Here is a 12977-nt window from a genome sequence, read left to right as displayed (position 1 = left end):
ACAATGTGAAGAGACATAATTCCTGGCTGAAAAATTATGCTTAGTAATTTAGAAATTTAACACAAGAAGAGGTGCTTTAAAAATAAAGCCGCGTAACGAACGTTATTCGTATGAAGAGGGTTATAAATTTAAATGTTTATAACCAATTAGGGTGGCAACACGGAAATTCGTCCCTTGTATGACTATTAGTCATGCAAGGGTTTTTTTATTGCTTAAAAAGGAGAGGTTCTATGATAAATATACCTAGAGGGACTCAAGACATTTTACCAGAGGAAACAAAGAAATGGCGTTATATTGAAGCAAAATTAGATCAGCTCATGGAATTGTATAATTATGAAGAAATTCGTACACCAATTTTTGAAAGTACTGAATTGTTTGCACGCGGTGTAGGTGGTTCAACGGATGTTGTTCAAAAAGAAATGTATACCTTTAAGGATAAAGGCGACCGAAATATCACATTGCGTCCAGAGGGTACAGCAGCAGTTGTGCGTTCATATATAGAAAATAAAATGCAAGGTATTCCGAACCAGCCTATTAAATTATATTATAACGGACCAATGTTCCGTTATGAACGAAAACAAAAAGGTAGATATCGCCAATTCACTCAGTTTGGTGTAGAAGCTATTGGCGCTGAAAATCCAGGTGTAGATGCAGAAGTACTAGCAATGGCAATGCATATTTATCAGTCATTTGGATTGAAACACTTAAAACTCGTTATTAATAGTATTGGTGATATAAATTCTCGTAAAGAATATAATGATGCACTTGTGAATCATTTTGAACCTGTAATCGAACATTTTTGTAGTGATTGTCAATCACGTATACACACAAATCCGATGAGAATTTTAGATTGTAAAATCGATAAAGATAAAGTAGAAATAAAAACAGCTCCAAGCATTACAGAATTTTTAAATGAATCATCAAAAGCTTACTATTCAGAAGTCAAACAACATTTAGATGATTTAGGTATTCCATACGTAGAAGATCCAAATTTAGTTAGAGGACTAGATTATTATACACATACTGCTTTCGAGTTAATGATGGATAACCCTAATTATGATGGTGCAATTACTACATTATGTGGTGGCGGACGATATAATGGCTTATTAGAATTGCTAGATGGGCCAAGCCAAACTGGTATAGGATTTGCGTTAAGTATTGAAAGATTGTTACTTGCACTAGAGGAAGAACAAATTGAGCTTAATGCGACTCATGAATTTGATTTGTTTATTGTAACAATGGGCGATAAAGCGGATCGTTATGCTGTAAAACTATTAAATGATTTACGTAAAAATGGTGTGAAGGCAGATAAAGATTATTTACAACGTAAAGTTAAAGGCCAAATGAAGCAAGCAGATAGATTAAATGCAAGATATACAATAGTTGTTGGCGAGCAAGAGCTAGAAGAAAATAAAATTAATGTGAAAAATATGGAATCAGGTGAAACTGAAACTATTAAATTAGATGAAATGGTTAATTATTTCAAAAATTAAGGAGAGATATCATGAGTAAACGTACAACATACTGTGGCTTAGTAACTGAGTCGTTATTAGACCAAGAAGTAACATTAAAAGGTTGGGTACACAACCGTAGAGATTTAGGTGGCTTAATTTTTGTTGATTTACGTGACCGTGAAGGTTATGTTCAAATCGTATTTAACCCAGATTTTTCAGCAGAAGCATTACAAATTGCAGAAACTGTTAGATCAGAATACGTGGTAGAGATTAAAGGGATAGTTAAGCAACGTGACCCTCAAACGGTAAACCCAAAGATTGAAACTGGACAGGTTGAAGTACAAGTTTCAGACATACAAATTATTAACAAATCTGAGACACCTCCATTTGCTTTGAATGAAGAAAACCAAAATGTAGATGAAAATATCAGATTAAAATACAGATACCTTGATTTACGACGTCAAGAGTTAGCACAAACATTTAAAATGAGACACCAAACAACACGTTCTATTAGACAATACTTAGACCAAGAAGGTTTTTATGATATAGAAACACCTGTATTAAATAAATCTACGCCAGAAGGTGCACGTGACTATTTAGTACCATCACGTGTACACGGCGGTGAATTTTATGCTTTACCTCAGTCGCCACAAATATTCAAACAATTATTAATGATTAGCGGTTTTGACAAATATTATCAAATTGTTAAATGTTTCCGTGATGAAGATTTACGTGCTGATCGTCAACCAGAATTCACTCAAGTAGATATTGAAATGAGTTTCGTGGATCAAGAAGATGTGATGGACATGGGCGAAGAAATGTTACAAAATGTTGTTAAAGATGTGAAAGACATTGAAGTACCGCGTCCATTCCCAAGAATGACGTATAACGAAGCTATGAGTCGTTATGGTTCAGATAAACCAGATACACGTTTTGGCATGGAATTAATCGATGTTTCAGAACTTGGCGAAGTTATGGACTTTAAAGTATTCAAAGATGCTATCAATAAAGATGGTCAAGTTAAGGCAATTGTAGCTGAAGGCGCTTCTGATAAATATACAAGAAAAGACATAGATGCTTTAACTGAATTTGTAAACATCTATGGTGCTAAAGGCTTGGCGTGGGTGAAAGTTGTAGAGGATGGTTTAAATGGACCAATCGCTAAATTCTTTGAAAATGATCACGTTGAAAAATTACAGTTACTAACTGGAGCGCAAGCAGGAGATTTAGTCTTATTCGTTGCAGATAAACCAAGTGTTGTTGCACAAAGTTTAGGTGCTTTACGTCTTAAACTTGCTAAAGAATTAAATTTGATTGATGAAACGAAATTGAATTTTTTATGGGTTACAGATTGGCCATTACTTGAATATGATGAAGATGCTAAACGCTATACTGCAGCACATCACCCATTCACTTCACCAAAACAGGAAGATATTGAAAAATTGAGCACCGAACCTGAGAATGTTCAAGCTAATGCATATGATATTGTTTTGAATGGTTATGAATTAGGCGGCGGTTCTATCAGAATCCATGATGCTGATTTACAAGCTAAAATGTTCGAAGTTTTAGGTTTCACAGATGAACAAGCAAGAGAACAATTTGGTTTCTTATTAGATGCCTTTAAATATGGTGCACCACCACATGGCGGTATCGCTTTAGGTTTAGACCGTTTAGTTATGTTATTAACGAATCGCACAAACTTACGTGATACAATTGCCTTTCCTAAAACTGCGTCTGCGACATGTCTATTAACAGATGCACCAAGTGAAGTATCAGAAAATCAATTAGAAGAACTTTCATTACGTATTCGTCATTAATTTTCGTAAGAAGCTATAATTCTTGCTAATTTAAGAATATGTGTTATGATAAGCACATAAGATAGTCATCTGAAGTGTTCGTAAGTTTGCTTAATATTTGGGCCTAACACTCTTTGATCCGGGAGCCCAATGGGTTTTCTTGCAGCGTACACGCCTCAATAGGAGGACTTGCAAAACAAGAAACAGGGCACCCACCTGTTATAAACAGGCCGAATGATCAAGCACTATATAACTACGGCACTAACGGACTCTATCGTACGCAAGACTTCGGTCTTGCGTATTTTTTTTGCTGAAATTTAAAATGTGAATGCTATGATTTCAAATAATAAAAGATATATATGATGCATTTTGTAAATATAAATATATGATAATGTTATAATAGTTTTGTTATAGCATATTATTAATAATAAGGAGTATTTAGATGAGACATCAATTTTCTAGAAATGAATTAGCCTATGGTCAAGAAGGCTTGGAATTATTAAAAGAAAAGACAGTTGTTGTTCTTGGTGTAGGTGGCGTAGGTTCATTTGCTGCTGAAGCTTTGGCACGTACGAATATAGGTCATATTATTCTTATCGATAAAGATGATGTAGATATCACCAACGTCAATCGTCAATTGCATGCGCTTACCACTACAATCGGTCAGAGTAAAGTGACTTTGATGGAAGAACGTATTAAATTAATTAACCCTGATTGTAAAGTGACTTCTTTGCATATGTTTTATACGGAGGAGACTTATCAAGCATTGTTCAGTGAGTATGATATCGATTATTTTGTAGATGCAAGTGATACAATCATTTATAAAGTACACTTAATGAAAGAGTGTTTGGATAGAGGTATTTCCGTGATTTCAAGCATGGGTGCTGCCAATAAAATTGATCCAACACGTTTTGAAGTTGCAGATATTTCTAAAACACATACAGATCCTATGGCTAAAATTATAAGACGTAAATTAAAAAAATTAGGCATTCATAAAGGAATACCTGTTGTATTTTCAGATGAAAGTCCAATTGTAATCAGAGAAGATGTTAAGGATACAGTGGGTGATGCTAATGCACCAACAAGAAAAGGGCAGATGCCACCATCATCAAATGCTTTTGTACCTAGTGTAGTTGGTTTAATCAGTGCCGGTTATGTAATTAATGATATTTTAAAAGACATTCCCATTACTCGCATTAAAGACAAAAAATAAAAATAAATGCTCTTTTATCAATAATTATTTTAAAAAGGTAGCTTCCCGTTTTTGGGAGCTACCTTTTATTAATTATACTGATATATTTCATATTTAATTCTTTGTTTGTGAATGGCTAATATTGTCATAGACAGACTTAAATTGTTGTTCACTTTTAGATGTTGTTTTGGGCTCATAATAAATTCTATTTTTAAGTTTATCGGGTAAATATTGTTGTGAAACGAATCCGCTCTCATAACTATGTGGATATTTATAACCGATTGCACGACCCAATTCTTTAGCACCTGCATAATGACCATCTTTTAAGTGGTCTGGAATTTGACCAACATGACCCTTACGTATATCTGATAAGGCAGCATCAATAGCTGAAATTCCTGAGTTAGATTTTGGTGATAAACAAAGTTCTATTACAGCTTGGCTTAAAGGAATTCTAGCCTCAGGGAAACCTAAACGCTCAGCTGACTCTATTGCTGCTAATGTACGTTGACCAGCTGCTGGTGAGGCTAATCCGACATCTTCAAAACTAATCACTAACAAACGTCGTACGATTGTTGGTAAATCTCCAGCTTCGATTAAACGTGCTAGGTAATGTAATGCAGCATTGACATCGCTACCTCTAATTGATTTTTGAAATGCACTCATCACATCGTAGTGCATGTCTCCATCTTTATCACTTACAAAAGCACCTTTTTGCAAACAATCTTTCGCATCTTCTAGTGTGATATGTCTATTGTCATCAACAACTTTAGAACTTAATACAGCCAATTCTAAAGCATTGAGTGCACTTCTTACATCGCCTTGACTTTGTGTAGTAAAGTAAGTCATTGCTTCATCATCAACAATAGGATTGTAAGTAGCGAGTCCACGTTCAGCGTCATTGATTGCTCTCTCTAATGATATTCTGACATCTCCATCATCTAATGGATACAATTCGAAAATTTGAGCTCTCGAACGTATAGCAGGATTAATTGCATGGTAAGGATTAGATGTTGTCGCGCCAATTAATACAATTTTCCCATTTTCTAAGTGTGGCAGTAAAAAATCTTGTTTGGCTTTATCTAAACGGTGTATTTCATCTAATAGTAGAATTACTTGTCCAGACATTTTAGCTTCTTCAACAATTAACTGCATATCCTTTTTTGTATTTGTTACAGCATTGAGCTGTCGAAACTTAAATTGTGTACTACCAGATATCGCTTTTGCAATACTTGTTTTACCTATACCGGGAGGTCCAAAAAATATCATTGAAGATAATCTTTTCGTTTCAACCATTCTTCTAATAATCCCTTTTGGACCTACTAAATGTTTTTGAGAAATAATTTCATCTATGTTATTCGGACGCATTCTTGATGCAAGTGGTTCGTTCGTCACAATCTGTCACACCTTTCTAATTCTATATTAACGTAAAAAATGATAGAATGTTAATATATAGTATTTGAATTAAGTGAGGTAATATAATGAAAATTTCAACAAAAGGAAGATATGGGTTAACATTAATGATTTCCCTAGCTAAAAAACAAGGACAAGGGTGCGTATCATTAAAATCTATAGCAGAAGAAAATAATTTAAGCGATCTATATCTAGAACAATTAGTCGGCCCTTTAAGGAATGCTGGGTTAATTCGAAGCGTTCGTGGTGCAAAAGGTGGTTATCAATTAAGAGTACCAGCGGAAGAAATTACAGCTGGTGATATTATACGTTTATTAGAAGGTCCGATTACGTTTGTAGAAAGTATTGAATCAGAGCCACCTGCGCAAAAAGAACTTTGGATTAGAATGAGAGATGCTGTAAGAGAAGTACTTGATAATACAACTTTACAATATCTAGCTGATTTTAAAGAAACTGATGATTTAGACGGTTATATGTTTTATATTTAAAATGAAATATAATTTATAATTTTATAGTTCACAATGATTTCTTTTAATGAAGATATTAGATTTATTTTCTTTTTCATGTTTAGACATAATGATTAGTGGTATTTAGTTTATATACATTGCTAAGGAGGTATTTAACATGGCAGATGAAAATAAATTCGAACAAGCAAAAGGTAATGTAAAGGAAACATTCGGTAATGTAACAGATAATAAAGATTTAGAAAACGAAGGCAAGGAAGATAAAACTTCGGGCAAAGCTAAAGAATTCGTAGAAAATGCAAAAGATAAAGCGAATGACGCTATTGATAAATTCAAAAAATAATTAAAGTTTTCATTAACTTTCAAAGGAGTAATTACTATGGCTGAAAATTTTTTAGATAAAGCAAAGGATGTTGCGAAAACTGTATCTGATAAGTTAAAAGATTCTGATAACGAAAAAGCAAAACAAGCTTCAGAACAAATTGATAAATTCACTGGTGGCAGTGATGATAAAGACAATAAAGACGAAAAATAGTTTTTACCAATTTTTTTGTAAAACACATTAAAATCCCAATCTACAAATTTGTAGATTGGGATTTTAATGTTTCATTAACTTGAACATTACAGCGTATCTATTACATTTTTTAGTTTACGGTAAGAATCAAGTTGGGCTTCTTGCTCATAAATATAGCTGATAGCCATTAATTCATCAATATGACCATGTTCATCTATAAATGTTTTAATTTTATTTTTTACAGTTTCTTCTGAGCCGATAAGTGATGAGCCCATACGTTGTTGCGCAACTTCAAATTCAGTAGGTGTTAAAATGCCTTTTAAATCATCAGTAGGTGGTTGAAGTGGTTGCATTCTACCTCTAGTAATACTGACCATAACTTGTGCTTGAGTTGTTGATAAGTATTTAGCTTGTTCATCAGTATTAGCAACAATGGCATTCAAACAAACGATGACATAAGGTTTGCTAAGTGCATCAGAAGGTTCGAATAAATCTTTATATATTTCGATTGCATCTTTCATTTGTTGTGGTGCAAAATGACCAGCAAACACATAAGGAAGTCCTTTTCGGGCTGCTAAATGGGCAGAGTCAGTAGATGAACCTAGGATATAAAGTGGTACATGTTTATCTACAGCGGGGTAAGCTCGCACATACGCTTGTTGATTGCCTGGGCCGAAATATTTAGCGAGTTGTTCTACTTCTTCTGGGAATTCATAAACGCCATTATGTTGATCTCTACGTAGGGCACTAGCTGTCATCATATCAGTGCCAGGAGCACGTCCTAAACCTAAATCTACACGTTCTGGAAATATTGTTTCCATCGTACCAAACTGTTCGGCAACTACTAATGGTGCATGATTTGGTAACATAATACCACCTGAGCCTACTCGGATTTTAGATGTGTGCTCTAATGTATGTTGGATTAACAAAGCAGTAGCAGAACTTACTAAGTTTGGTGCATTGTGATGTTCTGCAATCCAATAGCGCTTATAATCTAATGTTTCCAAATTTTGAGCTAATTTGACCATATCTTTAATCGCAGTTTGATCATCTTCTCCTTCTCGAATAGGTACAAGATTAAGCGCTGATAATTTTAAATTGTACATGTTTATTATTATCCTCCTTAGTGATTGTTATTATATTGAAGTATAACAGTCGCTATAAAACTTGCGTAAGAAACTGCTCATTGTTATAATGAATAAAATTAAAAACGTTAGGTGGCTTAATTAAGGCGATGAAGACATTGGATAAATATCAAAAGGATAAATTAGCAAAGCTACATTTAAATGAAAAAGATATAGGATATGTCCATGTCGTAAATAATATGAACTATTATTAAGTAATCGCATATATTGATTGCAGTATGATATTTATGGCATGTCATATCCTTGGAAGCGAGGAGATTGGTATGTCTTTTTATTATGTTCAAAAACCATTTGAAAAATATGGTAGAATGCTGATAACTCACGTGAATATAAGTGCTGAAATAGGAGAACACCTAGCACTCGTGGGTGATAATGGTGTTGGAAAAACAACCTTACTGAATGAGTTATATTTAAAGTATAGAGATAATGCATATCTTATGAAGCAAGATATGCTAGATTATTATAATGAAACTGGAATGGAATTCATTTTATCTTTATTTCCAGAAATATTAAAATTAAAAAAAGAAACAACTTATAACTATGAAAAAATAGCTGATTATATAGCATATAATGGTTATGAATTAGAACAAAAAATTATTACTCAAGCGAATTTATTTAATTTAACCGAAACTGATTTAGACAAGAAAATCGCCCTTTTAAGCGGAGGTCAACAAACACGCGTCGCATTATTACGTGCAATTATTTCAGAGAAAGATTTAATACTATTAGATGAACCAACTAATCATCTTGATCAAACTATGCTTAATGATTTGATAACTCATATGAATAAATCAAAGTGTACAATCATTTATGTATCTCATCACCGTGGCTTTATCAATGCCACTGCGAGTCATATCGTAGAGATAAATCGAACACAGACTAGGAAATTTACGGGTAACTATAACCAGTATAAAGAAATTAAAGATTTAGAGTTCCAAACACAAGTGAATGCTTATGAAAAACAGCAGAAAGAAGTTAAGAAGCTTGAGGATACTATTAAAAGAGTTAAAGAATGGCATGCTGCTTCTAAGCAATCAACAAGTGTTCGCAATCCATCTGGGCAAAAGCGATTAAGTAAATTAGCAAAAAAATCAAAAGTGAAAGAATCACAATTAAATCAAAAATTAAACGAAAATAATCTGGAAGAACCTGAAAAAGATAGCAGGAAATTTTATTTTGATCAACATGAAAACATACACAAACGTTATTTATTAAGGTTAGAAGATTTCAGCATTTCAATAAAGGGTCTTTGTATTTATAATCAAACCAATTTCGAAATTAAGAATAATGAAAACATTTTACTTACCGGACCCAATGGTAGTGGGAAATCACTATTAATCAGCTTGATTAGACAAACATTAAAACCTGATCAAGGTCATATCCATATTACACCTTCACTTATAATAGGTTATTTTGATCAACAAAATGATAATTTAACATATCGCGAGACACCTTTAAATATGTTGTTATCACTAGCAGGTATGACATGTAGTTATGCCCAAACGATTTTAGCTTCATTCGGTTTCAATCAAGATAAAATTAGGGAACCTATTACTTATTTATCAATGGGAGAGAAAAGCCGGCTTCAGTTTGTATTATTATTTTTCTCGAGGCCCAATTTATTGATATTAGATGAACCGACAAACTATTTTGATATCGCAACACAGGACTTAATCATGGACATGATTCATAGTTTCACTGGCCAAGTGTTCATAGTTACACATGACCAGTACTTACAATCACGATTCACAGCAACCCATTGGGAAGTATCTAATAAGCAACTTCATAATTTAACATTTAATCAATATCGTAGGTCCAATTCAGAGGATACATTGAAACTATTAGATGATTACAAAACAATTGATGAAAGTGGACATTTTGAAACAGACAACTAGAAAATTTGATTAGATGGTGCTATCATTGGAACATTGATAAAATTGTTAGGAGTGTCAAACATGGAAGTATATGCAGATTATGCTGCAACAACACCAGTCAAACAAGCAGTTATAGATAAGATGATGGATGTTTATAGCATTCATTATGGTAATCCATCTTCTGTTCATAGTATGGGTAGAGATGCAAGAAAGTATCTCGATGAGTCGCGTAGAACTGTAGCGAAGATGTTTAATGCTAAGCCAAGCGAAGTTATATTCACGAGTGGCGCTACTGAATCTAACAATACTGCAATAAAGGGCATTGCATACGAACATCAACATAAAGGTAAACACATCATTACATCTAAAATTGAACATCACTCTGTACTCCATGTATTTGAACAACTTGAAAAAGAAGGCTTTGAAGTCACTTATTTAGATGTAGATTACGAAGGCTTAATACAACTAGACCAATTAAAAGCAGCACTCACGGATGAAACAATTTTAGTGTCAATCATGTTTGTTAATAACGAAATCGGCACAGTTGAACCTATGTATGAGATGGACGACATCATTGCTGAGTCTAACGCTTTATTTCACGTTGATGCAGTTCAAGCAATAGGGCATCTAGAAATAGATTTTCATGAATTTAACATTGATGTGATGAGTATCACTGCACATAAATTTGGAGGTCCCAAAGGTGTGGGTGCGTTATTAGTTAAAGATGAAACAATATTGCAGTTCCCACAATTAGGAGGAGAACAAGAAGCAAAACGAAGAGCAGGCACAGAAAATCTCCCACAAATTGTAGGATTAGCTGAAGCTTTGACTTTAGCTTATAATCAAATAAACGATAATAACGTTCATTTAATGAATTTGAAAAATCAATTTCTCGTTACATTACAAGAGCGATCAATTCCATTTGAATTGAATGGTTCAATGACAGATTCAACAGGGCATATCGTTAATTTATATTTGCCTTTCATTGATGTAGAAACGATGCTTACCTTATTGGATTTATCTAATATATATGTCTCGTCAGGATCTGCATGTACAGCAGGAACTACGACACCATCGCACGTTTTAGTAGCAATGTATGGCAATGAAGAACGTGCAAAACACTCTGTAAGATTTAGCTTTAATGAACAAACGACTGAACAAGAAATTAAATATATAACTGCAGAAATACACAAAATTTATCACAAATTTAAGGAGGAAATATAGTTGTCAAATCAAGATACGCGTGTGGTAGTCGGTATGTCAGGTGGCGTAGACAGTTCTGTAACGGCACACATATTAAAAGAACAAGGTTACGATGTCATAGGCATTTTTATGAAAAATTGGGATGATACTGATGAGAGTGGATTTTGTACGGCTACAGAAGATTATAACGATGTAATCGCCGTATGTAATCAAATCGGTATACCTTATTATGCTGTTAATTTCGAAAAAGAATATTGGGATAAAGTGTTCACTTATTTCTTAGATGAATATAAAAAAGGGCGCACGCCTAATCCAGATGTAATGTGTAATAAAGAAATAAAATTCAAAGCTTTCTTAGAACACGCATTAAAACTTGGTGCAGATTATGTTGCAACAGGTCATTACGCTCGTATACATCGCCATGAAGATGGCCACGTCGAAATGTTGCGTGGCGTCGATAATAATAAAGATCAAACTTATTTTTTAAATCAATTATCGCAAGACCAATTATCTCGCGTCATGTTCCCAATAGGTGATATTGAAAAGAAAGAAGTACGTCGTATTGCTGAAGAACAAGATTTAGCTACCGCTAAAAAGAAAGATTCTACAGGCATTTGTTTTATAGGAGAACGTAATTTCAAAGAATTTCTATCACAATATCTACCAGCTCAGTCTGGTGATATGGTTACACTAGCAGGGGATAAAATTGGTACACACGCAGGATTAATGTACTATACAATTGGTCAACGTCACGGCCTTGGCATTGGCGGAGATGGAGATCCTTGGTTTGTAGTTGGTAAAAATCTAGATGACAACGTGTTATATGTAGAACAAGGTTTCCATCATGATGCATTATACAGTGACTATTTAATCGCTTCTGACATTTCATTTGTGAATACGGTTGATTTAGAAGAAGGGTTTGAATGTACTGCTAAATTTAGATATCGTCAAAAAGATACTAAAGTATTTGTTAAAAAAGAAAATGACAATGCAATTCGCGTTTCATTTGCTGAACCAGTTCGTGCAATCACACCGGGTCAATCTGTCGTACTTTACGATGGTGATGTATGTTTAGGTGGCGCTACAATTGATGATGTCTTTAAAGAATCAGGTCAGTTAAGTTACGTCGTATAATACATTTTACTTAGAAATCGTTAGTAAGCTATATATTATAGTAACTAACGATTTCTTTTTCTAAAATATGATTTAAAAAAGATAAGCAAATGTTATAATGAATAGTCAGAAATGAGGGTTTAAATTGGATCAAGAACAAATATATAAATTAATTAAACGAGGTAATATTGAAGAAGCATTAACAGCACTATTTGCAAATATTGAAGAAAATCCTAAAGAAGTTGAAAGTTACATAAATGCAGGTATTTTAATAGCTGAAGCGGGTGAAGTTGAAAAGGCTGAAAAGTTTTTTCAAAAAGCAATAACGCTCGATCCAGAGAATGGTGCGATTTATTATAATTTAGGTAATGTATATTATAATGAAGGACGATTTAGTGAAGCAATCAAACTATATCAACAGTCTCTAAAATACAAAGTAGATTTAGTGGATACGAATTATATGATTGGTATGTCATTTAATCAGCTAGAGGCATTTAAAGAGGCGTTACCGTTTCTAATGACTGCTGCTGAAAAAGATGACCGTAAAGACGTAGAAGTTCAATTTCAATATGGTCTTGTATTATGCCATTTAGAAATGTTTGAACAAGCAATGACTCAATTAAACTATGTATTAACTATAGATGAGAAGCACTCAGATGCTTTATATAATCTAGGTTTAGCCACTTATATGCAAACTGAAGATACAACGCAAGCAATTCAAATTTTTGAACGCGCAGTAGAGGCTAATCCAGAACATGTGATGAGTCAACACGCAATCAAAACTTTTAAATCTATAGCAGAGGAGGAATAAC

Annotated in this window: 12 protein-coding genes and 1 other RNA gene; 11 read left to right on the top strand and 2 right to left on the bottom strand. The window is 33.6% G+C overall.

The genetic code is table 11. The features are described 5' to 3' along the window. The first annotated feature begins 230 nt into the window (after positions 1-230). The 4 genes from hisS to ACA31_RS05535 all read left to right on the top strand — a co-directional run bounded on the left by hisS (position 231) and on the right by ACA31_RS05535 (position 4463). On the top strand, positions 231-1493 hold the full coding sequence (gene hisS, locus ACA31_RS05545) for a histidine--tRNA ligase (RefSeq protein WP_057512361.1): 1263 nt from the start codon (positions 231-233) through the stop codon (positions 1491-1493). 11 nt (positions 1494-1504) lie between these two features. Continuing rightward, positions 1505-3271 carry an aspartate--tRNA ligase gene (aspS, locus tag ACA31_RS05540; RefSeq protein ID WP_057512360.1) on the top strand — a complete coding sequence of 589 codons (1767 nt, stop codon included), beginning with the start codon at positions 1505-1507 and terminating at the stop codon, positions 3269-3271. Positions 3272-3334: 63 nt separating this feature from the next. Further along, a non-coding RNA gene (ssrS, locus tag ACA31_RS13085) (6S RNA) lies at positions 3335-3525 on the top strand. Between the two features lie 167 nt (positions 3526-3692). Beyond that, a complete protein-coding gene (locus ACA31_RS05535) occupies positions 3693-4463 on the top strand; it encodes a tRNA threonylcarbamoyladenosine dehydratase (protein ID WP_057512359.1) in 771 nt (256 codons plus the stop codon). 93 nt (positions 4464-4556) lie between these two features. Here ACA31_RS05535 and ACA31_RS05530 read toward each other — a convergent pair whose 3' ends face one another. Beyond that, complete coding sequence (locus ACA31_RS05530; protein WP_057512358.1) at positions 4557-5834, bottom strand: replication-associated recombination protein A; 1278 nt, start codon at positions 5832-5834, stop codon at positions 4557-4559. A gap of 86 nt (positions 5835-5920) precedes the next feature. Here ACA31_RS05530 and cymR point away from each other — a divergent pair, with 86 nt between their 5' ends. The 3 genes from cymR to ACA31_RS13345 all read left to right on the top strand — a co-directional run bounded on the left by cymR (position 5921) and on the right by ACA31_RS13345 (position 6851). Continuing rightward, the gene (cymR, locus tag ACA31_RS05525; RefSeq protein ID WP_002507427.1) at positions 5921-6340 is read left to right on the top strand and encodes a cysteine metabolism transcriptional regulator CymR; all 420 of its coding nucleotides are present in this window, start codon (positions 5921-5923) and stop codon (positions 6338-6340) included. Between the two features lie 136 nt (positions 6341-6476). After that, positions 6477-6659 carry a CsbD family protein gene (locus ACA31_RS05520; RefSeq protein WP_057512357.1) on the top strand — a complete coding sequence of 61 codons (183 nt, stop codon included), beginning with the start codon at positions 6477-6479 and terminating at the stop codon, positions 6657-6659. A gap of 36 nt (positions 6660-6695) precedes the next feature. Further along, positions 6696-6851: a hypothetical protein gene (locus tag ACA31_RS13345; RefSeq protein WP_172793152.1), complete on the top strand. Its 156-nt coding sequence runs from the start codon at positions 6696-6698 to the stop codon at positions 6849-6851. 86 nt (positions 6852-6937) lie between these two features. Here ACA31_RS13345 and ACA31_RS05515 read toward each other — a convergent pair whose 3' ends face one another. Continuing rightward, the gene (locus tag ACA31_RS05515) at positions 6938-7936 is read right to left on the bottom strand and encodes an LLM class flavin-dependent oxidoreductase (RefSeq protein ID WP_057512356.1); all 999 of its coding nucleotides are present in this window, start codon (positions 7934-7936) and stop codon (positions 6938-6940) included. A 302-nt stretch (positions 7937-8238) separates the two neighbouring features. On the opposite strand from ACA31_RS05515, the gene sal reads away from it, so the two are divergent. The 4 genes from sal (at position 8239) to ACA31_RS05495 (ending at position 12976) form a co-directional block, all read left to right on the top strand. Next, the gene (gene sal, locus ACA31_RS05510; protein WP_082587053.1) at positions 8239-9870 is read left to right on the top strand and encodes a Sal family ABC-F type ribosomal protection protein; all 1632 of its coding nucleotides are present in this window, start codon (positions 8239-8241) and stop codon (positions 9868-9870) included. Between the two features lie 60 nt (positions 9871-9930). Beyond that, positions 9931-11073, top strand: a complete 1143-nt coding sequence (locus ACA31_RS05505) for a cysteine desulfurase family protein (RefSeq protein ID WP_057512355.1) — start codon at positions 9931-9933, stop codon at positions 11071-11073. Continuing rightward, positions 11074-12186, top strand: a complete 1113-nt coding sequence (gene mnmA / locus ACA31_RS05500) for a tRNA 2-thiouridine(34) synthase MnmA (RefSeq protein ID WP_057512354.1) — start codon at positions 11074-11076, stop codon at positions 12184-12186. 124 nt (positions 12187-12310) lie between these two features. Then, positions 12311-12976: a tetratricopeptide repeat protein gene (locus tag ACA31_RS05495; RefSeq protein ID WP_057512353.1), complete on the top strand. Its 666-nt coding sequence runs from the start codon at positions 12311-12313 to the stop codon at positions 12974-12976. Position 12977: the final 1 nt, after the last annotated feature.

The sequence above is a fragment of the Staphylococcus sp. NAM3COL9 genome, assembly GCF_001431205.1.
In the GTDB taxonomy this organism is placed as follows: domain Bacteria; phylum Bacillota; class Bacilli; order Staphylococcales; family Staphylococcaceae; genus Staphylococcus.
Note: the sequence above shows the minus strand (reverse complement) of the source record. Positions and strands in the feature narration are given on the sequence as shown.

Bases quoted from the DNA above. Each gene is read 5' to 3' on its own strand.
- ACA31_RS05515 (WP_057512356.1), bottom strand. From the start codon at position 7,936: ATGTACAATTTAAAATTATCAGCGCTTAATCTTGTACCTATTCGAGAA.
- aspS (WP_057512360.1), top strand. From the start codon at position 1,505: ATGAGTAAACGTACAACATACTGTGGCTTAGTAACTGAGTCGTTATTA.
- sal (WP_082587053.1), top strand. From the start codon at position 8,239: ATGTCTTTTTATTATGTTCAAAAACCATTTGAAAAATATGGTAGAATG.
- ACA31_RS05535 (WP_057512359.1), top strand. From the start codon at position 3,693: ATGAGACATCAATTTTCTAGAAATGAATTAGCCTATGGTCAAGAAGGC.
- ACA31_RS05505 (WP_057512355.1), top strand. From the start codon at position 9,931: ATGGAAGTATATGCAGATTATGCTGCAACAACACCAGTCAAACAAGCA.
- cymR (WP_002507427.1), top strand. From the start codon at position 5,921: ATGAAAATTTCAACAAAAGGAAGATATGGGTTAACATTAATGATTTCC.
- ACA31_RS13345 (WP_172793152.1), top strand. From the start codon at position 6,696: ATGGCTGAAAATTTTTTAGATAAAGCAAAGGATGTTGCGAAAACTGTA.
- hisS (WP_057512361.1), top strand. From the start codon at position 231: ATGATAAATATACCTAGAGGGACTCAAGACATTTTACCAGAGGAAACA.
- ACA31_RS05520 (WP_057512357.1), top strand. From the start codon at position 6,477: ATGGCAGATGAAAATAAATTCGAACAAGCAAAAGGTAATGTAAAGGAA.